Here is a 23,023-nt window from a genome sequence, read left to right as displayed (position 1 = left end):
GCTTAATTAAGTGAGCTATTTTGAGGTTAAAAAACGTGTTGATATCTGGGAAAAAATTCGCTATTTAGTTGTTCTCGGCAATCGCTCCTGCATTGCTCTACCTTCTGCATCTATGCAGTCGTAAATGAGAGTTTTTTAACGCAGGCAGTGACACGTTTAGCCTGGTAAAATGATTAAGTGTTATTGCGGATTGATATAAATTTACTTAGCTTATTTTTTGTTGTGCCATGGTTTGAATTTTATCAACCATGGCTTTTATCCCATTACCACGCGATGCACTTAAGTGGCTAATAAGACCTAATTTATCAAATTCTTCGTACGCATTTATATTCACTACTTGCTCAGGTATGAGTCCATTATATAACGCTAGAATAATCGCTAATAAGCCTTTTACAATGCGTGTATCTGAGTCGCCAATAACAACTAACGTATTTTCTTTTAAATCAAACTCAACGAACATCCACACCTTGCTTTCACAGCCGGGTACTAATGCATCCTCTGTTTTCAATACATCAGGTAATGCGGGTAAAGTTTTACCTAATAGCATTATTTCACGGTACTTTTGCTGCCAGGCAGAGGCTTTTTCTATAGATTCGGTGACTTTTTTAAACGTATTTGTCATGAGTTATCCTAATTAATTCTATAAAAGTGACGTTTAATCTAATAAAGCGATACATTCTTTAAGCGAATTGATGAATATATCAACATCTTCATAGGTATTATAAAAACAAAAACTGGCTCTAAGCGTTCCATTAAGTCCTAAATGAGCCATAAGTGGCTGAGTGCAATGGTGTCCAGCTCTCACTGCAACCCCATAACCGTCAAGTAATGTTGCCAAATCGTAAGGATGTTCATCTTTAAAATTAAAAGATAGCGTACCAATATTGTCAGATAGGTTGCTGTAAATTGTAATACCTTCAATGGTTACCAGTTGTTCAGCCGCATACTTAAATAATTCTTGTTCATACCTGTGTAACTCAGAGCTTTGTATAGCGTTTAAATAATCCAAAGCGGCAGAAAAACCCAATACGCCAGAAATATTAGGAGTACCAGTCTCAAATTTTGCAGGTGCCGGGCGATAAGTACTATGGGTAAGGTATACTTTATCTATCATCTCCCCACCAGTTTGATATACATCTAATGAGTTTAGCGCTTCATACTGCCCATAAAGTACACCTAAACCTGTAGGGCCAAGCATTTTATGGCTTGAGCAAACGTAAAAATCACAATTTAATTTACGCAAATCAGGCTTTAGATGCATTGCACCTTGGGCACCGTCTATTAAAACAAGTGAATCAACGTTCTTTGCAGCCGTAATAAGAGGCTCTAAATTGGTGATATTACCAAGCGTGTTAGATGCTTGTGTGATCGTTAGTAAGCTAGGTTTAGACTGTTTAATAAAATCACAGCATTGCTCAATATTTAATGTACCATCATGATTAACTGGAAGGGCTATTAATTTAGCCCCTGTTTGCTCACTAAGAACTTGCCACGGCACAATATTGGCGTGGTGTTCAAGGGCAGAGATGATAATAGTATCGTTTTTACTAAGACGGTTTCGCAGACCATTACTAACCAAATTTATTGCTTCAGTGGCTCCCTTAGTCCAAACGATTTCTTTACTTAATACATTGAAATACTTAGCTGTTTTATCACGAGCTTGTTCGTATAAAGTTGTTGCGTGTTCGCTTAATGTATGGCGTCCACGATGTACGTTTGCATTTTGACTGGTATAAAACTCGTTTATTACGTCTATGACTGATTGGGGCTTGTGCGTGGTTGCTGCAGAGTCTAAATAAACAAGCTGATTATCATTTATTGACTGCTTTAAAGTAGGGAAATCATTTCTAATCTTATTAATATTAAATTCTAAAGCAGGCATAGCTCTTCAACATGGTCATTTTAAGGCAGGAATTGTAATGGGTTTATTATAATACTCAAGTATTGATAATAAAAAAGGCCGCAAAAGCGGCCTTTTATGCTAATGCACGCTAATTAGCGCTTATCAGTAGATACGAAGTCACGTTGAGTGTAACCCGTGTACATTTGACGAGGGCGGCTGATCTTGTGACCAGGCTGAGATAACATCTCATCCCAGTGAGTGATCCAACCAACAGTACGTGCCATTGCAAAGATTACAGTGAACATGCTTGTTGGAATGCCAATCGCTTTTAAGATAATACCTGAGTAGAAATCTACGTTAGGGTATAGTTTTTTCTCAACAAAGTATGGGTCTTCAAGTGCTATTTGCTCAAGCTTCATTGCAATATCAAGAAGTGGATCTTGAATGTTAAGCTCAGCTAAAACTTCATGACACGTTTGGCGCATTACTGTAGCACGTGGATCAAAGTTTTTGTAAACACGGTGACCAAAGCCCATAAGGCGGAACGGGTCAGCTTTGTCTTTAGCTTTTGCTACGTACTCATCAATACGATCAACAGAGCCAATTTCTTCTAACATGTTTAAACATGCTTCATTAGCGCCGCCGTGTGCAGGGCCCCAAAGTGAAGCAATACCAGCAGCAATACATGCGTATGGGTTAGCACCTGATGAACCTGCAAGACGTACTGTAGACGTTGATGCATTTTGTTCATGATCTGCATGAAGCATAAAGATTTTATCCATAGCTTTTGCAGTTACTGGGTTAACTTTATATTCTTCTGCAGGTACAGAGAACATCATATGCAAGAAGTTTTCTGCGTAGCTTAAATCATTACGTGGGTATACAAACGGTTGGCCGATATTTGTTTTATACGCCATAGCTGCAATAGTAGGTAACTTAGCTACTAACTTAATTGCGCTTGTTTTACGTTGTTCAGCGTCAGTAATATCAAGGTCTTCATGATAAAAAGAAGATAGTGCGCCAACTACACCACATAGCATTGCCATTGGGTGAGCATCAAAGCGGAAACCTTGGAAGAAGTTAGCAATTTTCTCATCTAGCATTGTGCTGCGAGTAATTTGCTTAGCAAAAGCGTCGTATTGCTCTTGCGTTGGTAACTCACCATTTAATAGTAAGTAACAAAGCTCAATGTAGTTTGAATCTTCAGCTAATTGCTCAATTGGGTAACCACGGTGTAGTAGTACACCTTTACCACCATCGATGTAGGTGATTGCAGATTCACAAGAGCCAGTCGACATGAAACCTGGGTCATAAGTAAAGTGACCATGTGAACCGAGTGTACGTACGTCGATTACATCTTGGCCAGCAGTGCCTTGATAAATTGGAAGTTCGATTGGATCTAGCCCATCAATCTGGACTGTGGCTTTTTTATCTGCCATCTATGTATCTCCTATTAAGATATCTATTCTGATTTTTAGATTTTAAAGTTCTGAAATCTGTTTTAAGCACATCTTCGCATTTTAACGTGAAAGAGGGGGTTAAAGTCAATTTTTATAAACATTATGCATATATGTATAATAAATATTCGGTATTAATTAAATATAATACTATTGGCTAATTCGCAAACATCTATAAATAAACAAGAATTGTAAAAAGCCCTGTGGGTATATATACTAACGGTGGTTTTAAACCGTATTGACTTTGGGTAAACAAATTTTTACAGCTAATTTTTTACAGCTTTGTGAACTTTAACTGTTTTGATGCGTTTATTTTGATAGTTCCACCAGTAATATTTGGTGGGTTTTTAGAAAAACAAGTAGATGAGCTCCACTGTGAGCAAAGATGGGCAAGTAACTGTGAAAAAGCAAAGACCTGTAAATCTAGATCTAACAACTATATCTATGCCGGCAACGGCTAAAGCTTCAATTTTTCACCGCGTCACCGGTGTTGCATTATTTTTTGCTTTAACGTTTGTCATTTGGGCTTGGTCTGAGTCTCTTTCTTCAGCTGAAGGTTTTGAATTCGTCAAGGGTCTGTTTAGCGGATTCATTGCCAAATTCATAGCTTGGGGCACCCTTTCTGTATTGGGTTATCACTTAATTGGTGGTATCCGTCACATCATTATGGATATGGGTCATTGGGAAGAACTTGAATCAGGTAACCTTAGCGCTAAAATTGCAATGGCACTTGGCGTTGTATTTGCCGTATTGGCAGGGGTGTGGATATGGTCTTAAATCAAGCAACTCTTAAACGTGATGGTGTACAAGATTTCGTATCTTTACGTACCACGGCACTAATAATAACTGCGTACGCGATTTTTATTATTGGCTATTTTTTAGCGACGCCAGAAGTCACATTCGAAGCCTGGACAGGCCTATTCTCTAACCTAGCAATGAAAGGGTTTACGTTAATTACCCTTATTTGCATTATGGTTCATACCCACATTGGCCTTTGGCAAGTTCTTACAGACTATGTTAAGTGCGCAAAGCTTCGTGCTGCATTAGGGTTTGTTTTAAACCTTATGTCACTTGCTTACGTAGCTATTGGTCTAATCGTTTTATGGGGTGTTTAAGTGAAATATTCTGTTCGTGAATTTGACGCCGTAGTAATTGGTGCCGGTGGTGCAGGTATGCGCGCTGCTTTAGCAATTACAGAATCTGGCAAAACGTGTGCATTAATCTCTAAAGTATTTCCAACGCGTTCACATACTGTATCTGCCCAAGGCGGTATTACAGTTGCGCTTGGTAATTCACACGAAGACAACTGGGAATGGCATATGTACGATACCGTTAAGGGCTCCGATTTTATCGGTGACCAAGACGCTATTGAATATATGTGTCAAACTGGCCCAGAAGCTATTACAGAATTAGAGAACATGGGCTTACCATTTTCTCGTTTTGAAAATGGCCGTGTTTACCAACGTCCTTTCGGTGGTCAATCGAAAAACTTTGGTGGCGAGCAAGCCGCTCGTACTGCAGCAGCAGCTGACCGTACTGGTCACGCATTATTACACCTTCTTTATCAACAAAACGTTAAAAATAAAACAAATGTATTCTCTGAATGGTATGCACTTGATTTAGTTAAAAACGATAACGGTGATGTAGTAGGTTGTACTGCAATCGAGATTGAAACAGGTGAGATCACTTTTTTCAAATCAAAAGCAGTAGTATTAGCAACAGGTGGTGCAGGTCGTATATTCGCATCAACGACTAATGCTCACATTAACACCGGTGATGGTGTTGGTATGGCAACACGTGCTGGTATTTCTATGCAAGACATGGAAATGTGGCAGTTCCACCCAACGGGTATTGCGGGGGCTGGTACGCTAGTAACTGAAGGTTGTCGTGGCGAAGGTGGTTATCTTTTAAATAAAGATGGCGAACGCTTCATGGAACGTTATGCTCCTAACGCAAAAGACTTAGCGTCTCGCGATGTTGTAGCACGTTCAATGATGACAGAAATCCGTGAAGGTCGTGGTTGTGATGGTCCTTGGGGTCCACACCTTAAGCTTAAACTTGACCACTTAGGTGAAGAAACGCTTAATCTGCGTCTACCTGGTGTATGTGATCTTGCTAAAACATTTGCTCACGTTGACCCAGCTAAAGAACCAATTCCAGTTATACCAACATGTCACTACATGATGGGTGGTGTACCTACTAACGTAAATGGCCAAGCGCTACAAATCGATGCTAACGGCAACGAAAAAGTAGTTGAAGGTTTATTTGCTGTTGGTGAGATTGCATGTGTATCGGTACACGGTGCAAACCGCTTAGGTGGTAACTCACTACTTGATTTAGTGGTATTTGGTCGTGCTGCAGGTAACTTCCTAGGTAAATACTTAAATGATGTTGAAATAACTAAAGCAGCATCTGAGTCTGACTTAGAAGCATCTCTTGCTCGTTTCAACCGTTGGGAAAGTTCAACGGCTGGCCAAGGTGAAGATCCGGTTCAAATCAAAAAAGACTTACAGCAATGTATGCAGCTTAACTTCTCGGTATTCCGTGAAGGTGATTCAATGGCTACAGGTCTTACTGAGCTTAAAGAAATTCGTGAACGTCTTAAGCATGCTCGTCTTGATGACAAATCATCAGACTTCAACACGCAACGTATCGAATGTCTTGAACTAGACAACTTAATGGAAACAGCTTACTCAACTGCAGTAGCTGCAAACTTCCGTACAGAAAGCCGTGGTGCACATTCGCGCTTTGACTTCCCAGATCGTGATGACGAAAACTGGTTATGTCACTCAGTATTTAATCCGGTAACGGATGAAATGAGTAAACGTGATGTAAACTATGCGCCTAAAACGCGTGAAGCTTTCCCACCTAAAGCACGTGTTTACTAGGAGATAGACGATGGCACAAGTACAGTTTTCAGTTTATCGTTATAATCCAGATGTTGATAACGCACCTCGTATGCAAGAATACACCTTGCAAACAGAGGAAGGTCAGGACATGATGGTTTTGGATGCACTTTTACTTTTAAAAGAGCAAGATCCAACATTATCTTTCCGTCGCTCATGCCGTGAAGGTGTGTGTGGATCTGACGGTGTTAACATGAATGGTAAAAATGGTCTTGCATGTATCACTCCTTTATCTACACTGCAAAAAGGCGGTAAAGGTAAAATAGTAGTACGTCCACTTCCTGGCTTACCAGTGGTTCGTGACCTTGTTATTGACATGAGTCAGTTCTACACTCAATACGAAAAAGTTAAACCATACCTAATTAATGACGAGCCTGCTGCAGGCGAACGTCTTCAATCAATTGAAGAACGTGATAAATTAGATGGGCTTTATGAGTGTATATTATGTGCATGTTGTTCAACATCGTGTCCTTCGTTCTGGTGGAATCCAGACAAGTTCATCGGTCCAGCAGGCCTTCTTCACGCATACCGTTTCTTGGCTGATAGCCGCGATACGGCAACTGAAGAACGTTTAGCTGACTTAGACGATGCGTTCAGTGTGTTCCGTTGCCACAGTATCATGAACTGTGTTAGCGTTTGTCCTAAGGGTCTTAATCCGACCAAAGCAATTGGACAAATCAAATCTATGTTATTAAACCGAGCGGTTTGATTACTTAGTAAACGTAAGATGGCTAATAATTTTTATTAGCCATCTTGTTATGATAACTATTAATTTCTGCGCTAAAGAAAAGGGCTTATAAATGCACGAAGGTGTGATGAAGGCATGGCTAGAATCTTCACATTTAAACGGCGGTAACGTTGCTTATGTAGAAGAGCTTTATGAAGCGTATTTAGACGATGCGACTTCTGTGCCAGAAGAATGGCGAGAAGTGTTCGAACAATTACCTAAAGTAGATGGTGTGGATGTTGAAGTAAAACATTCAGAAGTTCGCTCACAATTTGCACAGCTTGCTAAAAACAAGCATAGAGAAGTGGTGGTAGCAGAGGGAAGTAGCTCTGACCTTAAACAGGTTAAAGTACTTCAACTTATTAATGCTTTCCGTTTTCGTGGTCACCAAAATGCAAACCTAGATCCATTAGGTATTTGGCAGCGAGAGCGTGTACGAGATTTAGAGCTAGAATACCACGACTTATCTTCAAGTGATTTTGACCGCGAGTTTAACGTAGGTTCGTTTGCCGTAGGCCGCGATACTATGCCTTTAGGTGAACTATACCAAGCGCTTAAAACTACATATTGTGGTTCTATTGGTGCTGAGTATATGCACATCACATCGACAGAAGAAAAGCGTTGGTTACAACAGCGTTTAGAATCTGTTCAGTCTAGGCCTAAATTCGAAAAAGATGAAAAGCTACGTATCCTTAAAGGACTAACAGCAGCTGACGGTCTTGAAAAATATTTAGGGGCTAAGTTCCCGGGTGCTAAGCGCTTTTCACTGGAAGGTGGTGATGCGTTAGTTCCTATGCTCAAAGAGCTTATTCACCGAGCAGGTGAAAGCGGCCAGCAAGAAGCTGTTATAGGTATGGCTCACCGTGGTCGTCTAAATGTACTTGTTAATGTACTTGGTAAAAATCCATCAGAGTTATTTGATGAATTTGCCGGTAAACACAAAGATACATTAAGCTCTGGTGATGTTAAATACCACATGGGTTACTCGTCAGATTTTGCGACCAAAGGTGGCAACGTTCATATGGCGCTTGCATTTAACCCATCTCACCTTGAGATTGTTAACCCAGTTGTTATGGGCTCGGTACGTGCACGTCTTGACCGCTTAGGCGATAGTTCAGGTATTAAAGCACTACCAATCACAATTCATGGTGATTCTGCGGTAACGGGTCAAGGTGTTGTACAAGAAACATTTAACCTGTCTCAAACAAACGCATTTAGCTGTGGTGGTAGTATACGTATAGTTGTAAATAACCAAGTTGGTTTTACAACATCAAAACAAGATGACGTACGCTCTACAGACTACTGTACTGACATTGCAAAAATGGTTCAGTCTCCTATTTTTCACGTGAACTCTGATGACCCTGAAGCAGTTGCATTTGTTACACAAATTGCACTTGATTTCAGAAATCAGTTTAAACGTGACGTAGTAATCGATCTAGTTTGTTACCGTCGCCATGGTCATAACGAAGCTGATGAGCCAAATGCTACACAGCCTCTTATGTATCAAAAAATCAAAAAACACCCAGTGCCTCGTTTAATCTATGCTGATCAGCTTATGTCTGAAGGCTCATTCACAGAAAGTGAAATTAAAGCACTTGCTGATGATTACCGTAATGGTTTAGATGATGGTAACTGTGTAGTTGAAGAAATTCAGCCAGAGACATCACATTCTTCTGATTGGGCTAAATATGTAGGCCATGAATGGAATGTTGATTATGACGCGAGCGTACCAGTAGAAGAGCTTAAAGCACTGGGTGAGAAAATAGCTTCTTACCCAGAGCAATATAAAGCTCAATCTCGCGTTAAAAAGATTTACGATGATCGTAAATTAATGGCAAACGGTGAGAAACCACTTGATTGGGGTATGGCAGAAACACTTGCTTATGCAACAATTGCAACTGAAGGCACTGATATTCGTTTAACAGGGCAGGATTCAGGTCGTGGTACGTTCTTCCACCGTCATGCTGTTGTACACAGTCAATCTGATGGCGCAACTTACACACCTCTTCAACATTTGAGTGAAGATCAAGGTACTTTCCAAGTATTTGACTCAGTACTTTCTGAAGAAGCAGTGGTTGCTTTTGAATACGGTTATGCCACAGCAGAGCCTACTTCATTAGTACTTTGGGAAGCACAATTTGGTGATTTCGCAAACGGTGCACAGGTTGTATTTGACCAATTCTTAAGTTCTGGTGAGCAAAAGTGGGGCCGTTTATGTGGTCTTACAATTTTGTTACCACATGGCTACGAAGGCCAAGGCCCAGAGCATAGCTCTGCGCGTCTTGAACGCTTTTTACAACTATGTGCGGATCATAATATGCAAGTATGTGTTCCTTCTACACCAGCACAAGTTTACGCGATGTTACGTCGTCAATCAGTTAGACCGCTTCGCCGTCCACTGATTGTTATGACACCTAAGTCATTGCTTCGTCATCCTCTTGCGACTTCATCGCTTGAAGAGCTTTCGCAGGGTGTTTTTCATAATATGATCGACGAAATCGATGATATTAACTCTGAAAAAGTAGAACGCGTTGTATTTTGTAGTGGTAAAGTTTATTACGAGCTCTTACAAGAACGCCGTAAGCTTGAGCAAGACAATGTTGCTATTGTTCGTGTTGAACAGTTATACCCGTTCCCACATGACGAAATGCAAACGATTATGGAGCGTTACCAACACGTAACTGATTTTGTTTGGTGTCAAGAAGAGCCGCAAAACCAAGGTGCTTGGTATTGTTCGCAACATCACTTTATTGATGCAATCCCACAAGGTGCTAAATTAAAATATGCAGGGCGTAAAGCCTCAGCATCACCAGCGTGTGGTTACATGTCAGTACATACTAAAGAACAACAAGCGCTCGTTGCAGACGCGCTTACTATAGAAAATAAAGGATAAGCAATGAGCACAGAAATTAAAGTTCCTGTTCTTCCTGAGTCGGTTGCAGATGCTACCGTTGCTACATGGCATGTAAGTGTTGGCGACAAAGTAAGCCGTGACCAAAACTTAGTAGACATTGAAACAGATAAAGTGGTTTTAGAAGTAGTTGCACCAAATGACGGTGTGATCACTGAAATTTCACAAGAAGAAGGTGCAACGGTACTTGGCGATCAAGTTATCGGTTTACTTGGTGATGCTGATGCAGCACCAACAAGTGATGACTCTGACAAAGAATCTGCACCAGCTAAATCAGAAGACGCGCCAGCGGCGCAATCAGCACCAGCATCAGAAGGTAAAGAAGTGGATATTAAAGTACCTGTACTTCCAGAATCAGTTGCAGACGCAACAGTTGCTACATGGCATGTACAACCAGGTGACGCAGTTACACGCGACCAAAACTTAGTAGATATTGAAACTGATAAAGTTGTTCTTGAAGTAGTAGCTCAAGAAGACGGCATTATGGGCGAGATCATCAACGCTGAAGGCGATACTGTTCTTGGTGAGCAAGTAATCGGTTCTGTTAAAGCGGGCGGCGCACCGGCTGCTCCTGCTGCTAAAGAAGAAGCGGCTCCTGCTGCTGACTCTGGTGACAGCTCTGATGTATTAACTCCATCAGTTCGTCGTTTAATTGCTGAAAAAGGCCTAGATGCTTCTAAAATCAAAGGTACTGGCAAAAATGGTCGTGTAACGAAAGAAGATGTTGATACTTTCTTAAAAGCACCTGCACCATCAGCTAAGAAAGCTGAAGCTGCGGCTCCAGCTGCACCAATGGGCGATCGTACTCAAAAACGTGTACCTATGACACGTTTACGTAAAACGATTGCTAATCGTCTTCTTGAAGCTAAAAACTCTACTGCAATGTTAACTACGTTTAACGAAGTTAATATGAAGCCAATTATGGATCTTCGTAAGCAGTACCAAGAAGTATTCGAAAAGCGTCACGGTATTCGCTTAGGCTTCATGTCTTTCTACGTGAAAGCAGTAACTGAAGCACTTAAACGTTTCCCTGATGTAAATGCATCAATTGATGGCGACGATATCGTCTACCATAACTACTTTGACATCAGCATTGCTGTTTCTACGCCTCGTGGTTTAGTAACACCAGTACTTAAAGATTGCGATAAGCTATCAGTTGCTGAAATTGAAAAAGGTATTCGTGAACTAGCACTTAAAGGTCGTGACGGTAAGCTAACGCTTGACGATATGACGGGTGGTAACTTCACTATTACAAACGGTGGTGTATTCGGTTCGTTACTGTCTACGCCTATCATTAACTTGCCACAGTCTTCAATTTTGGGAATGCACAAAATCCAAGACCGTCCAATGGCAGTAAATGGTAAAGTTGAAATTCTTCCTATGATGTATTTGGCACTTTCTTACGATCATCGCCAAATAGATGGTAAAGAATCTGTTGGTTTCTTAGTAACTATTAAAGAGTTACTTGAAGATCCAACTCGCTTATTACTGGATGTTTAATCAAGTAGTATGAAATGTAAGCTGTGAACCACAATTCACAGCTTTTTTTTTGCGCCTTTGGTCTTACTGGGGTTTTCATGTTAAGCCTTGGGATCTATACTAGGTGCGCAATTTGGGATAGTTGTTTATTGAATAAATATTCAGCTCTTTTAGTATAAAAAATTGGATAAAGCATCATGAATTTGCATGAGTATCAGGCAAAACAACTTTTTGCCGAATATGGTTTACCAGTTTCTCAAGGTTTCGCTTGCGATACACCTGAAGAAGCTGCTGCAGCTGCTGAGAAAATCGGCGGTGATATGTGGGTTGTTAAAACTCAGGTTCACGCAGGTGGACGTGGTAAAGCTGGCGGTGTAAAGCTAGTTAAAACTATCGACGAAGTAAAAGCGTTTGCAGCTAACTGGTTAGGTAAAAACCTAGTTACTTACCAAACAGACGAAAATGGTCAGCCAGTAGCTAAAATTTTAGTTGAAAGCTGTACAGATATCGCAAACGAACTGTACCTAGGTGCAGTAGTTGACCGTGCTTCTCGCAAAGTTGTTTTCATGGCGTCTACTGAAGGCGGTGTTGAAATTGAGACTGTTGCTGAAGAAACACCAGAACTTATCCACAAAGCTGAGATCGATCCATTAGTTGGTCCTCAAGCTTACCAAGCACGTGAACTTGGTTTCAAATTGGGTCTTAACCCAACACAAATGAAACAGTTCGTTAAGATCTTCATGGGTCTTGGTAAAATGTTTAACGATTTCGATTTCGCACTTCTTGAAATCAACCCGTTAGTAATCACAGACGAAGGTAACCTTCACTGTCTTGACGGCAAAATCGGTATCGATGGTAATGCACTTTACCGTCAACCAAAAATCCGTGAGTTCCACGATCCATCTCAAGAAGATGCACGTGAAGCACATGCAGCAAGCTTTGAGCTTAACTACGTAGCATTAGATGGTAACGTAGGCTGTATGGTTAACGGTGCAGGCCTAGCGATGGGTACTATGGACATCGTAAACCTACACGGCGGCAAGCCAGCTAACTTCCTAGATGTTGGTGGCGGCGCGACTAAAGAACGTGTTTCTGAAGCTTTCAAAATCATCCTTTCTGACGACAATGTTAAAGCTGTTTTAGTTAACATCTTTGGCGGTATCGTACGTTGTGACATGATTGCTGAAGGTATCATTGGCGCAGTTAAAGAAGTTGGCGTAAATGTACCTGTAGTTGTACGTTTAGAAGGTACTAATGCTGAATTAGGTCGTGAAGTTCTTAAGAGCTCTGACTTAGACATCATCGCTGCTGAATCATTAACAGACGCTGCTGAAAAAGTTGTTGCTGCTGCGGAGGGCAAATAATGTCTGTATTAATCAATAAAGATACAAAAGTTATCTGTCAGGGTTTCACTGGTGGCCAAGGTACTTTCCACTCAGAGCAAGCGCTTGAGTACGGTACACAAATGGTTGGTGGTGTTAGCCCAGGTAAAGGCGGTCAAACGCACCTTGGTCTTCCTGTATTCAACACAGTACGTGATGCAGTACAAGAAACTGGCGCAACTGCTTCAGTTATTTACGTACCAGCACCTTTCTGTAAAGATGCAATCTTAGAAGCTATCGATGCTGGCATCGAGCTAATTGTTTGTATCACTGAAGGTATCCCTACACTTGATATGGTTGACGTTAAAGTTAAACTAGATCAAACAGGTACTCGTATGATCGGTCCTAACTGTCCAGGTGTTATCACTCCTGGTGAGACTAAGATTGGTATCATGCCTGGTCACATCCACAAGCCTGGTAAAGTAGGTATTGTTTCTCGCTCTGGTACTTTAACGTACGAAGCTGTTAAGCAAACTACAGATGCTGGTTTTGGTCAGTCTACGTGTGTTGGTATTGGTGGTGATCCAATCCCAGGTACTAACTTTATCGACGTTCTAGAAATGTTCGAAAAAGATCCACAAACTGAAGCAATCGTAATGATTGGTGAAATTGGTGGTACTGCAGAAGAAGAAGCTGCAGAATACATCAAAGCTAACGTAACTAAACCTGTTGTATCTTACATTGCTGGTGTTACTGCACCAGAAGGTAAGCGCATGGGGCACGCTGGCGCAATCATCGCAGGCGGTAAAGGTACTGCTGATGAAAAATTTGCTGCACTAGAAGCTGCTGGCGTACAAACTGTACGTTCACTTGCTGATATTGGTAAAGCACTTAAAGAAAAAACAGGCTGGTAATTCAGTTAGTTTAATCTTTAAAAAGGCTCGCATTTGCGAGCCTTTTTGTTATTGACTAATAATTAGTAAGGGTAACTAATATGCTGAAAAAACCGCACAGATAAATCTTGTCGCTCTTTATTTATAGATAGCTCAGAGGACATTGTATGTATTGTTTTTTCTACTTGATTCATAAAACGCCCATAGCCTATCTCATGTTTATCTTTATCTGTTGCAACAATAACAAAATGTAGTGTTTCGACTAACTTATCGCTTTGGTAAAAGCTTTTTAAATCCAATTGATTGTCTTGTGTATTAAAGCTTAGTTTTTGTATTTCACAATTGCTCTCATTTTTATCTATTTTGCTATTACGAACTATGGGCAGTGCACCATTGGCCACCATAGCGCCGTGACTCAATTTATTTGTAATACACGCTTTCTTAAATGAATCTTCAAAATAATCATAAAATTTAGCATAGTCATTATTATTTATTAACGCTTGAAACTGGGTTTTAATAGCGCGTGAAACGGGAATAGAAAATGTTACGTAGGTCATTTCAGCGTGAGTATCTGGAATATTACAATGCCTAGACTGGTAGCGAGGGTAAAGACTTCTTAATTTGTATCCGTAACTTTCTTTATTACCTTTTTCTTTAGCAAATAAGTCGTATGTTAAATGTTGGTGATCGCGTAATTTAAATTGAGGTTGGTTTAAAAATAAATGTCCTTGCAAATGATTTAGAACTTTAAGCACCTTATTATGAAAATGAGCTGAGTTTGCTCTTAAATCATCGCCGGTTGCTAAAAATAATAATCGTATTTTTTTACTTTTCACGCCTTTAGCGTAATAGACCTTATGCGCTTCGTGATAGCGTGGGTTATAAAAAAACAGCATTTGCTTTTGTGTTTCTAATTGATAAGACTCATCATGAAAGCGTGCAACAGGAAGTTTATCGTTAGCTAATAAATGCACATTGTGTAATTCATATTCATCACAACAAGCAAAAAGCTGGCGTGCTATGCGCTCATAACAGCAATCAATATTGCTAAAGCTTTTATAGAAATCTTCATTGGGTGTTAGCTCTGCTAATAAATAATGATTTGCACGAGCATTTGTAGGGATATAAACACGGTGTTGTGTAGAGTTTGCCATCTTAGAGTCCTTTTTATTCGGGGTTGCGCGTACTATAAAATCATTTGATGACTTAAATATTGCGCTAAAACAAATTTTATCTATAAACAAGACTTAATAAGAATTAAAGTTGAGCAATTTCTAGAATAAACCCGCATCTAGTGCTGTATGTTAGTGTTTGTTTTTGTAATAATGCATTAGTTTTGTTATCACGAATATTCAGAGGATTGCACTCCTATGGCGGAAATTGAGAATCGCCCAAGTAACTTTATTAGAACCCGAATTGATGAAGATTTAGCAAGTGGAAAGCATGCGACTACGCATACTCGTTTTCCACCTGAACCAAATGGCTTTTTACACATTGGCCATGCAAAATCAATTTGTTTAAATTTTGGTATCGCAAAAGATTACGACGGTTTATGTAATCTACGTTTTGACGATACAAACCCAGAAAAAGAAGATATTAACTATGTTAACTCTATAAAAGAAGATGTTAAATGGTTAGGTTTTAACTGGAGTGGCGACATAAAGTATTCATCGAATTACTTTGATACTTTATATGGTTATGCTGTAGAACTTATTGAAAAAGGTTTAGCGTACGTTTGTTTTTTAACAGCAGATCAAGCACGTGAATACCGTGGTACGTTAAAAGAGCCTGGTAAAAATAGCCCGTACCGAGATACTTCAATTGAAGAAAACCTAGCACTATTTGAAAAAATGCGCGCTGGTGAATTCAAAGAAGGTGAATGTGTTCTGCGAGCTAAAATTGATATGGCCAGCTCATTTATGGTGCTGCGCGATCCAATTATTTACCGTGTACGCTTTGCGCATCATCACCAAACGGGCGATAAGTGGTGCATTTACCCTATGTACGATTTTACACATTGTATATCTGATGCGCTTGAAGGTATTACACATTCACTTTGTACACTAGAATTTCAAGATAACCGTCGTTTATACGATTGGGTGCTTGATAATATTAGCCTTGAATGTCATCCGCAGCAAATTGAGTTTTCTCGTTTAAATCTAGAATATACAATTATGTCTAAGCGTAAGCTAAATGACTTAGTTGTTAATAAGTTTGTTGAAGGCTGGGACGATCCTCGCATGCCTACCATAGCGGGTTTACGTCGCCGTGGTTATACGCCTGGTTCTATTCGTGAGTTTTGTTTACGTATTGGTGTAACAAAACAAGAAAACATGGTTGAAATGGGTATGCTTGAAGCTTGTATTCGTGAAGACCTAAACGAAAATGCACCGCGTGCAATGGCAGTATTAGATCCCGTTAAAGTGGTTATCGAAAACTACGATGAAAATACAATTGAAACTTTATCAGTGGCTAATCACCCTAATAAAGAAGAAATGGGTCGACGTGATGTACCATTCACGCGCGAAATTTACATCGAACGAGAAGACTTTAAAGAGCAAGCAAATAACAAGTTTAAACGCTTAGTGCTTGATAAAGAGGTACGTTTACGTGGCGCTTATGTTATTAAAGCAGAGCGTGTAGAAAAAGATGAAAACGGTGAAATAACCACTATTTACTGTACCTACGATAACGAAACACTAGGCAAAAACCCTAGTGATGGTCGTAAAGTGAAAGGTGTTATTCATTGGGTTTCTGCACCAGAGTCTATTACCGCTGAAGTACGCTTGTATGACCGTTTATTTAATGTACCAAACCCAGCTGCCGCTGATGAGTTTGAAACTACATTAAACCCTGAATCATTAGTTGTTTTACACAATGCTAAACTTGAGCCTTCACTTGCTAATTCACAAGCAGAGCAGGGCTTTCAATTTGAGCGAACAGGGTATTTTTCTCGCGATTCAAAATCAGATAATGTTGTATTTAATCAAACTGTTGGTCTTCGTGACTCATGGTCTAAAACTCAGTAATAACTAGTGTTTTTATGCCCAATAACATATTGGGCATAATACTAATTTGCAATAAATTAAAAAATTTGAGGGGTCAAACCTGACGCTAACTGTGTTTAAAGTTCTGTTATAAAACAAGTGAATAACGAATTTTTTGCTTTGTTATTGATATGGCTTCCTACTCTCAGAATAGTTAACTTAGTTAATCGTTTATTGAGCCACGATATTTAGACACAAAAAAACCTGCAATTAGCAGGTTTTTTTACTTTAAAAAGCGGTATTAACTGTTGGCATCGCTAAATGCTTTACATGCTGCTTTATCGTTACACTCGCCGTATAAATATAAAGAATGATTAGTAAGTGTAATACCATTTTCTTCAGCAATCTCAAGCTGACGACGTTCAATCATGTCATCTTCAAACTCAACAACCTTGCCACACTTTAAACATACTAAGTGGTCGTGGTGAGTACTGCCTGAAAGTTCAAATACTGATTTACCACCTTCAAAGTGATGACGGCTTACAATGCCAGCGTCATCAAATTGGTTAAGTACACGGTAAACTGTCGCTAGGCCAATTTCTTCACCAAGGTCTAATAGAATTTTGTAAACATCTTCAGCGCTGATGTGTTGGTTATCTGGAGATTGTAAAATCTCTAAAATTTTAATACGCGGTAAAGTTACTTTTAAACCGGCTTTTTTAAGTTCCAAGTTGTGATCAGTCATTAAATCTGTCTCAATTTTATTTGGTTATACTAGACATCTTGCAAAGATGTACACGACACATTAGCAACAGTAAGAATAACGTGCCTAGGAGTTAAGTGCAAAGAACAATTGATCATAATTGTAATTTAGACTTAAAACGCTAACTGTTTGATAATTATTTAAACAGCTAGCGTAAAGAGGGGAGAAACTAGTCAGCTAATTCGCTTAAACACATTTCTTCAAAGACTTGCGCAGACCAGGCTTTAACACGTTCTTCAGTTAGTTCAGGTTGGCGATCTTCATCAATGCCCAAACCTACAAAGTGATTGTCATCCGCCATTCCTTTAGATGCTTCAAAGTCATAGCCTTTAGTTGGCCAATGACCTACAACAATTGCGCCACGTTCAGTAACGATATCGTTGATCATGCCCATTGCATCTAAAAAGTACTCTGCGTAATCTTCTTGATCACCACAACCAAAAATAGCAACTAGCTTGCCTTCAAAATCAACTTCTTCAAGCTCTGGGAAAAAATCATCCCAATCACATTGTGCTTCGCCGTAGTACCAAGTAGGAATACCGAATAAGATCAAATCGAATTCAGCAATCTCTTCTTTAGAGCTTTTTGCAATATCGTGAACAGCAACAAGTTTTTTACCCAATTCTTTTTGGATCATTTTTGCTACGTGTTCTGTGTTACCTGTATCACTTCCGAAAAAAATGCCTACACTTGCCATGGATTTACAACCTTTTATGTATCAATAGCCAATCTTTCTTGTAAAATCGTTTCGATCAACGCACTGCGGCTAATATTTTGTGCATCTGCCATATCACTAAGTGCCTGATATAACTGTGATGAAACTTTAAATTCAACACGCTTTAAACCACGTGCTTTATCTCTTTTTATTTGATTACGTTTATTAACCTTTAACTGCATATCCCTAGAAAGGGGATTAGTTTTAGGTCTGCCTGGGCGTTTTTCGTATTCAAATAAATCGAGTGTTGTTCTATCTGTTTCTGACTTAGCCATGCTTAACCTACACCTGCGCCTTGCCAAAATACTTGAATAAGGCCCTTAGCAATAAAGCCAGAACACCCTAAAAAGAGCACACCCCAAACAATATATTGTCCAAACTTTGGAACATTACCACTTTTTAGTACGTCTTTAATTGCCATGCCGATGAATATGAATATACCGGCTAAGCCAAAATACAACCCTAGGGTATCAAATTCGTTAATTAACTGACTGACCATCAACGTATAACCTTTAAATTAAACGGCGCGTACTATAGCATATAAATCTACAATTATTTAGTATGCTGCATCAAAAACACGCGATAAAAATCACTTTAAACCGTAGTTAAAAAATCGCTTATTGCTTTATTAACAGCAAGTGGCTTTTGTGCATGAAGCCAATGACCTGCACCATGAATGATTTTTGCTTTGGTATTTTTAAATAGTGCCATTATTGCACTACGATGCTCAGGTAAAATATAGTCAGAATCATTACCTTTAATAAAAAGAGTATCACACAAACAAGAATTATTTTCATTAACATTGGCGGTAATTGTCGAATATTTTTCGTCAAGCACCTTTAAGTTAAATCGCCAAGTAAACTGGCCACTTTCATTTTTAGCTAAGCTTTTAAGTAAAAATTGGCGAACGCCTTGTTCATCAATATAAGGTGCCATTATTGAATCTGCTTGCTTTCTATCACTTATGTTCTCATTAGCCACGGCGTTGAGCGCCTTTAAAATTTGTGTGTGACGAGCCGGGTAGCTTACGGGCGCAATATCTAGTACTACAAGCTTATTAACACGTTCAGGTTGTGTTAGTGCTAATTGCATTGCAACTTTACCGCCCATTGAGTGGCCGATTACATGTGCTTTGTTAATATTTAGACTATCCATTAGCTCTAAAATATCTTGCGACATAGCAGGGTAGTTCATTTCGTTACTATGGGGTGAAAGGCCATGGTTGCGTAAATCCACATTTATTACATTAAAATGTTCACTGAGCGGTTTTGCGATCACATTTAAGTTTTCAAGTGATCCAAAAAGGCCATGAATTAAAATAACATCTGGGCCTTGCCCTTGTTGTTTGTAATTTAGCTGCATACCAGTCTCCTAAAATTTTGCATAGTTTGACGAGCATTGCTTTAAAAAGCAAAAAAATGCAGCCACTATTTATTACATTGGGCTATTGGGTATTAAATCAACGACATTGAGTAAAGTTTATTCTGTAATTGCTGTTTACAGGTTATGTTTATGGGAGTGCTTGTTGTAACTCGCATTTCTAATTGGTTTGGGTATAATCACACTGGAGAAAAAAATGTGACCCGTAATGACAGGAAGAACATGAAACAAATCGACATAGACGACGAGTTATATCAATATATTGCCAGCAATACGCAAAGTATTGGTGAGAGTGCATCCACTATTTTACGTCGTTTATTAAACCTCAGCGGCGAAAAAATTCAAACCGCTAACGTAGAACTTAATCAAAATAATCAAACTGCGATAACAACCAATACTTTACCAAGTGCTGAGCAAGTTGCTGAGCCAACAAAGGTAAAAGCGCCTGATGCTGTCACACCCGTGAAGCAAAAAAGCGCTAATGTTTTTAATATATTAAATAAAGAAGAGTTAGCAATGCAAAAAGGCGTTGTTGGTCGGTTTTTGTTTATTTTAAGTGCGTTTTATAGAACCCATAAAACGGATTTTAGTGCTGTTTTAGAGATAAAAGGCCGCGATAGAGTTTACTTTGCAACAAGCAAAGAGGACTTAGTTAATAGTGGTAGTAGCATGAACCCTAAAAATATTACTGATAGTGAATATTGGGTAATGACTAACTCTAATACAACGCGCAAAAAGATGATGCTTCACGAAGTTGCGCTTTGCCTAGGATACAGTGCAGAGCAAGCTGAAAAAATTCGCGATTACTTGTAAGGAAATATAATGGCTATTCACTCAGGCGCAGGCAAAGCTGCTCCACAATCAATATTGGTTAATGTTCCTAAGTTAGTTTCTGCTTATTATTTAAATGAGCCCGACCTTGAGCAAAACCCAGAGCATTGTGTTGCTTTTGGTACATCAGGACACCGTGGTTGTTCTTACGATGTAAAATTTAACGAGTCTCATATTTTAGCAATTACACAAGCTATATGTGACTACCGAAAGCAAAATGACATTTTTGGTCCACTATTTTTGGGCAAAGATACTCATGCCTTGAGTGAAGCTGCGTTTAACTCAGCAATCGAAGTACTTGTTGCAAATGAAGTGCAAGTAATCACCCAAGAAAATGGCGACTTTACACCTACTCCAGTTATTAGCCATGCCATTGTTTGTCATAATAAAATTAACCCTAATGAACTGGCAGACGGTATTGTTGTAACGCCTTCGCATAACCCTCCAGAAGATGGTGGTTTTAAATATAACCCACCTAATGGCGGTCCAGCAGATACGGATGTGACGAAGTGGATTGAAGATAGAGCCAATCAACTTTTGTTAGAAGATTTAGTAGAAGTTGAATTGTTCCCGTTTGCTAAAGCATCTCGCTCTGGTTTTATTAAATATGAAGACTTAATGACGCCATACATTAACGATTTAGAAAATATCGTTAATTTAAAAGCGATTAGTGAGGCCGGTATCAAAGTAGGTATAGACCCACTAGGTGGTTCAGGTATTAACTTTTGGCCAATAATAGCGCAAAAATATAATTTAGATTTAACCGTAGTAAACGACAGTGTTGATCCACGTTTTGCATTTATGCCTCTTGATAAAGATGGCAAAATACGTATGGATTGCTCGTCTCCTTACTCTATGGCTAATTTAATTAAGCTTAAAGATGACTTTGATATTTCAATAGGTAACGATCCTGACTATGACCGTCATGGCATTGTTACTCCTGATGGTTTAATGAACCCAAATCACTTTTTAGCTGTGGCGATTGATTACTTATTAAAACACCGAGATTGGGATTCAAGCGTAGAAATTGGTAAAACACTGGTTTCAAGCTCAATGATAGATAAAGTTGCAGCAAGAAATGAGCGCAAAGTAAAAGAAGTACCTGTAGGCTTTAAATGGTTTGTTGAGGGCTTAAATAAAGGAAAACTTGCTTTTGGCGGCGAAGAAAGTGCCGGTGCTGCATTTTTACGTTTTGATGGCACCGTGTGGTGTACAGATAAAGACGGCTTTATTATGGGGCTACTTGCAGCAGAAATTATAGCTGTTACAGGTAAAACACCTTCAGTACTTTACAAAGAGCTTGAGCAAGAGTTTGGCTCACCACTTTACAAACGCCTAGATGCACCAGCAAGCAGCGCTCAAAAATCACGTTTAAAAGCACTAAGTGCTGATGATGTAAAAGCGGATACCTTAGCTGGAGATCCTATTTTACAAAAGCTAACTCATGCTCCAGGTAACAACGCTGCAATAGGTGGATTAAAAGTAGTGACTGAAAATGGTTGGTTTGCTGCACGTCCATCAGGTACTGAAGATATTTATAAAATCTATCTTGAGTCTTTCAAAGGTGAAGACCATTTAGCTCTTCTAGAAAAAGAAGCTAAAAAGTTAGTTGACTCTGTGATCAGCTAACACTGCTTAAACTATTTAAAAACGGCTGATTTATTCAGCCGTTTTCGTTTGTACCTCTCACATTATTAAAAGGGCTTATCATGTTAGCCAAACCAACTTATTTAAATGAATTAAAAAATACAGGCGATTTTTTAACGCTCAGTCGTAATAATGAATGGCATTTAGAGGCAAGTGAATTTGCTTTAGAAAATGGCACACGTGTAATTGTTCATGATACGGGCGTTATTGAGTTTCAACCACGTGTTACAACAACAAAAGATGTTGTGCTTTCAAGCGCAGTGCACGGTAACGAGACTGCGCCAATAGAAATTTGTGACTCGCTCATAAAGCAAATTATAAGTGGCGAACTTAAGCTAGCTCAACGAGTGCTATTTATTTACGGTAACCCTAAATCTATAAATATTGGTTTACGTTTTGTTGAAGAAAACCTTAATAGGTTATTTAACGGTCATCATACTGTAGAAGGGATAGCTATGAATGATGAACGTGTTCGTGCTGCAAAGCTTGAACAATACGTGAGTGATTTTTTTGAGCGCGGTGAGCACGGCAGTGCACGTAGTCATTATGATTTACATACTGCAATTCGAGGCTCAAAAAATGAGAAGTTTGCCGTCTACCCATACTTACATGGTAAACCATGGAAAAAATCACAATTACAGTTTTTATTAAGCTGTGGTGTAAATACCGTATTGATGATGAAATCTGAAGCTACAACGTTTAGTTATTATTCGTCGTATGTTCACGGTGCTGACTCGTTTACTGTTGAACTGGGTCAAGTTAAACCTTTTGGTCAAAACGACATGACTCGATTTGAAAAAACCAAGAAAACATTGGCTGCATTAATTAGTCAAGATGAAGTTGAATATCCACAATTTAATGCAAGTGACTTTGAGCTTTTTGCCGTACATCGTACAATTAACAGAACAGAAGATGAGTTTAGTTTTCCATTTTCAGATGATGCTGAGAACTTTACTGGGTTTGCAAAGGGGGAGCTGCTTGCTACAGACGGTGATACGTCTTACTATGCCGACGTTGAGGGTGAAGCTATCATTTTCCCAAATGCACACGTTGCTTTAGGGCAGCGAGCATTACTTACAGTTATTCCTATGCAAATTGATAGTAATTTCGTCTAATAGAACTCGTCAGATCACACCTGCATTTAAGTTAACTATATGATTGG

21 protein-coding genes are annotated in these 23,023 nt (G+C 39.3%); 12 read left to right on the top strand and 9 right to left on the bottom strand.

Translation table 11 applies throughout. The features are described from left to right. Nucleotides 1–205 precede the first annotated feature (205 nt). From ATS74_RS17460 to ATS74_RS17450, 3 genes are all read right to left on the bottom strand, one after another. Entirely contained in the window at nucleotides 206–622 is a 417-nt protein-coding gene (locus ATS74_RS17460) for a SufE family protein (RefSeq protein WP_058550137.1), read from the bottom strand. Nucleotides 623–655: 33 nt separating this feature from the next. Next, complete coding sequence (locus tag ATS74_RS17455; protein WP_058550136.1) at nucleotides 656–1,882, bottom strand: SufS family cysteine desulfurase; 1,227 nt, start codon at nucleotides 1,880–1,882, stop codon at nucleotides 656–658. A 113-nt stretch (nucleotides 1,883–1,995) separates the two neighbouring features. Continuing rightward, nucleotides 1,996–3,282, bottom strand: a complete 1,287-nt coding sequence (locus ATS74_RS17450; RefSeq protein WP_058550135.1) for a citrate synthase — start codon at nucleotides 3,280–3,282, stop codon at nucleotides 1,996–1,998. 417 nt (nucleotides 3,283–3,699) lie between these two features. On the opposite strand from ATS74_RS17450, the gene sdhC reads away from it, so the two are divergent. The 8 genes from sdhC (at nucleotide 3,700) to sucD (ending at nucleotide 13,559) form a co-directional block, all read left to right on the top strand. Beyond that, nucleotides 3,700–4,077, top strand: coding sequence for a succinate dehydrogenase, cytochrome b556 subunit (sdhC, locus tag ATS74_RS17445; RefSeq protein WP_084554498.1), 378 nt, complete (start codon nucleotides 3,700–3,702; stop codon nucleotides 4,075–4,077). After that, nucleotides 4,068–4,415 carry a succinate dehydrogenase, hydrophobic membrane anchor protein gene (sdhD, locus tag ATS74_RS17440; protein WP_058550133.1) on the top strand — a complete coding sequence of 116 codons (348 nt, stop codon included), beginning with the start codon at nucleotides 4,068–4,070 and terminating at the stop codon, nucleotides 4,413–4,415. The genes sdhC and sdhD overlap by 10 nt, the downstream gene beginning before the upstream one ends. Then, the gene (sdhA, locus tag ATS74_RS17435) at nucleotides 4,416–6,188 is read left to right on the top strand and encodes a succinate dehydrogenase flavoprotein subunit (RefSeq protein WP_058550132.1); all 1,773 of its coding nucleotides are present in this window, start codon (nucleotides 4,416–4,418) and stop codon (nucleotides 6,186–6,188) included. It begins immediately after the preceding gene. Nucleotides 6,189–6,198: 10 nt separating this feature from the next. After that, a complete protein-coding gene (locus ATS74_RS17430; RefSeq protein ID WP_058550131.1) occupies nucleotides 6,199–6,915 on the top strand; it encodes a succinate dehydrogenase iron-sulfur subunit in 717 nt (238 codons plus the stop codon). A 91-nt stretch (nucleotides 6,916–7,006) separates the two neighbouring features. After that, nucleotides 7,007–9,826: a 2-oxoglutarate dehydrogenase E1 component gene (gene sucA / locus ATS74_RS17425; RefSeq protein ID WP_058550130.1), complete on the top strand. Its 2,820-nt coding sequence runs from the start codon at nucleotides 7,007–7,009 to the stop codon at nucleotides 9,824–9,826. A 3-nt stretch (nucleotides 9,827–9,829) separates the two neighbouring features. Beyond that, a complete protein-coding gene (gene odhB, locus ATS74_RS17420) occupies nucleotides 9,830–11,344 on the top strand; it encodes a 2-oxoglutarate dehydrogenase complex dihydrolipoyllysine-residue succinyltransferase (RefSeq protein WP_058550129.1) in 1,515 nt (504 codons plus the stop codon). Nucleotides 11,345–11,520: 176 nt separating this feature from the next. Further along, nucleotides 11,521–12,687: an ADP-forming succinate--CoA ligase subunit beta gene (sucC, locus tag ATS74_RS17415; RefSeq protein ID WP_006794719.1), complete on the top strand. Its 1,167-nt coding sequence runs from the start codon at nucleotides 11,521–11,523 to the stop codon at nucleotides 12,685–12,687. Continuing rightward, nucleotides 12,687–13,559, top strand: coding sequence for a succinate--CoA ligase subunit alpha (gene sucD / locus ATS74_RS17410; RefSeq protein WP_008127375.1), 873 nt, complete (start codon nucleotides 12,687–12,689; stop codon nucleotides 13,557–13,559). The genes sucC and sucD overlap by 1 nt, the downstream gene beginning before the upstream one ends. A 62-nt stretch (nucleotides 13,560–13,621) precedes the next feature. Here sucD and ATS74_RS17405 read toward each other — a convergent pair whose 3' ends face one another. Further along, entirely contained in the window at nucleotides 13,622–14,692 is a 1,071-nt protein-coding gene (locus ATS74_RS17405; RefSeq protein ID WP_058550128.1) for a DUF3083 family protein, read from the bottom strand. Nucleotides 14,693–14,908: 216 nt separating this feature from the next. Between ATS74_RS17405 and glnS the strand changes: the two genes are divergently transcribed. Next, a complete protein-coding gene (gene glnS, locus ATS74_RS17400) occupies nucleotides 14,909–16,567 on the top strand; it encodes a glutamine--tRNA ligase (RefSeq protein ID WP_058550127.1) in 1,659 nt (552 codons plus the stop codon). A 259-nt stretch (nucleotides 16,568–16,826) separates the two neighbouring features. Here glnS and fur read toward each other — a convergent pair whose 3' ends face one another. The 5 genes from fur to ATS74_RS17375 form a co-directional block, all read right to left on the bottom strand. Continuing rightward, nucleotides 16,827–17,270 carry a ferric iron uptake transcriptional regulator gene (gene fur / locus ATS74_RS17395; protein ID WP_058550126.1) on the bottom strand — a complete coding sequence of 148 codons (444 nt, stop codon included), beginning with the start codon at nucleotides 17,268–17,270 and terminating at the stop codon, nucleotides 16,827–16,829. A gap of 187 nt (nucleotides 17,271–17,457) precedes the next feature. Beyond that, nucleotides 17,458–17,985, bottom strand: a complete 528-nt coding sequence (gene fldA, locus ATS74_RS17390; protein WP_058550125.1) for a flavodoxin FldA — start codon at nucleotides 17,983–17,985, stop codon at nucleotides 17,458–17,460. Nucleotides 17,986–17,999: 14 nt separating this feature from the next. Next, on the bottom strand, nucleotides 18,000–18,278 hold the full coding sequence (gene ybfE / locus ATS74_RS17385) for a LexA regulated protein (protein ID WP_002962928.1): 279 nt from the start codon (nucleotides 18,276–18,278) through the stop codon (nucleotides 18,000–18,002). Nucleotides 18,279–18,280: 2 nt separating this feature from the next. Beyond that, nucleotides 18,281–18,502, bottom strand: a complete 222-nt coding sequence (locus ATS74_RS17380; RefSeq protein WP_002962930.1) for a DUF2788 domain-containing protein — start codon at nucleotides 18,500–18,502, stop codon at nucleotides 18,281–18,283. A 95-nt stretch (nucleotides 18,503–18,597) separates the two neighbouring features. Next, entirely contained in the window at nucleotides 18,598–19,365 is a 768-nt protein-coding gene (locus ATS74_RS17375) for an alpha/beta fold hydrolase (protein ID WP_058550124.1), read from the bottom strand. A gap of 240 nt (nucleotides 19,366–19,605) precedes the next feature. Here ATS74_RS17375 and seqA point away from each other — a divergent pair, with 240 nt between their 5' ends. From seqA to astE, 3 genes are all read left to right on the top strand, one after another. Continuing rightward, nucleotides 19,606–20,196: a replication initiation negative regulator SeqA gene (gene seqA / locus ATS74_RS17370; RefSeq protein ID WP_058550123.1), complete on the top strand. Its 591-nt coding sequence runs from the start codon at nucleotides 19,606–19,608 to the stop codon at nucleotides 20,194–20,196. A gap of 9 nt (nucleotides 20,197–20,205) precedes the next feature. Continuing rightward, on the top strand, nucleotides 20,206–21,843 hold the full coding sequence (pgm, locus tag ATS74_RS17365) for a phosphoglucomutase (alpha-D-glucose-1,6-bisphosphate-dependent) (RefSeq protein ID WP_058550122.1): 1,638 nt from the start codon (nucleotides 20,206–20,208) through the stop codon (nucleotides 21,841–21,843). 80 nt (nucleotides 21,844–21,923) lie between these two features. Beyond that, nucleotides 21,924–22,976 carry a succinylglutamate desuccinylase gene (astE, locus tag ATS74_RS17360; RefSeq protein WP_058550121.1) on the top strand — a complete coding sequence of 351 codons (1,053 nt, stop codon included), beginning with the start codon at nucleotides 21,924–21,926 and terminating at the stop codon, nucleotides 22,974–22,976. The last annotated feature ends 47 nt before the right edge of the window (nucleotides 22,977–23,023 follow it).

The organism is Pseudoalteromonas sp. H103, assembly GCF_001469205.1.
Classification (GTDB): Bacteria; Pseudomonadota; Gammaproteobacteria; order Enterobacterales; family Alteromonadaceae; genus Pseudoalteromonas; species Pseudoalteromonas carrageenovora.
The sequence above is the reverse complement of the archived record's forward strand: the minus strand, read 5'-3'. Positions and strand labels throughout refer to the sequence as shown.

Bases quoted from the DNA above. Each gene is read 5' to 3' on its own strand.
- ATS74_RS17430 (WP_058550131.1), top strand. From the start codon at position 6,199: ATGGCACAAGTACAGTTTTCAGTTTATCGTTATAATCCAGATGTTGAT.
- ATS74_RS17455 (WP_058550136.1), bottom strand. From the start codon at position 1,882: ATGCCTGCTTTAGAATTTAATATTAATAAGATTAGAAATGATTTCCCT.
- fldA (WP_058550125.1), bottom strand. From the start codon at position 17,985: ATGGCAAGTGTAGGCATTTTTTTCGGAAGTGATACAGGTAACACAGAA.
- ybfE (WP_002962928.1), bottom strand. From the start codon at position 18,278: ATGGCTAAGTCAGAAACAGATAGAACAACACTCGATTTATTTGAATAC.
- sdhD (WP_058550133.1), top strand. From the start codon at position 4,068: ATGGTCTTAAATCAAGCAACTCTTAAACGTGATGGTGTACAAGATTTC.
- seqA (WP_058550123.1), top strand. From the start codon at position 19,606: ATGAAACAAATCGACATAGACGACGAGTTATATCAATATATTGCCAGC.
- ATS74_RS17375 (WP_058550124.1), bottom strand. From the start codon at position 19,365: ATGCAGCTAAATTACAAACAACAAGGGCAAGGCCCAGATGTTATTTTA.
- sucD (WP_008127375.1), top strand. From the start codon at position 12,687: ATGTCTGTATTAATCAATAAAGATACAAAAGTTATCTGTCAGGGTTTC.
- sucC (WP_006794719.1), top strand. From the start codon at position 11,521: ATGAATTTGCATGAGTATCAGGCAAAACAACTTTTTGCCGAATATGGT.
- ATS74_RS17450 (WP_058550135.1), bottom strand. From the start codon at position 3,282: ATGGCAGATAAAAAAGCCACAGTCCAGATTGATGGGCTAGATCCAATC.
- pgm (WP_058550122.1), top strand. From the start codon at position 20,206: ATGGCTATTCACTCAGGCGCAGGCAAAGCTGCTCCACAATCAATATTG.
- astE (WP_058550121.1), top strand. From the start codon at position 21,924: ATGTTAGCCAAACCAACTTATTTAAATGAATTAAAAAATACAGGCGAT.
- fur (WP_058550126.1), bottom strand. From the start codon at position 17,270: ATGACTGATCACAACTTGGAACTTAAAAAAGCCGGTTTAAAAGTAACT.
- ATS74_RS17380 (WP_002962930.1), bottom strand. From the start codon at position 18,502: ATGGTCAGTCAGTTAATTAACGAATTTGATACCCTAGGGTTGTATTTT.
- sucA (WP_058550130.1), top strand. From the start codon at position 7,007: ATGCACGAAGGTGTGATGAAGGCATGGCTAGAATCTTCACATTTAAAC.
- glnS (WP_058550127.1), top strand. From the start codon at position 14,909: ATGGCGGAAATTGAGAATCGCCCAAGTAACTTTATTAGAACCCGAATT.
- odhB (WP_058550129.1), top strand. From the start codon at position 9,830: ATGAGCACAGAAATTAAAGTTCCTGTTCTTCCTGAGTCGGTTGCAGAT.
- ATS74_RS17405 (WP_058550128.1), bottom strand. From the start codon at position 14,692: ATGGCAAACTCTACACAACACCGTGTTTATATCCCTACAAATGCTCGT.
- ATS74_RS17460 (WP_058550137.1), bottom strand. From the start codon at position 622: ATGACAAATACGTTTAAAAAAGTCACCGAATCTATAGAAAAAGCCTCT.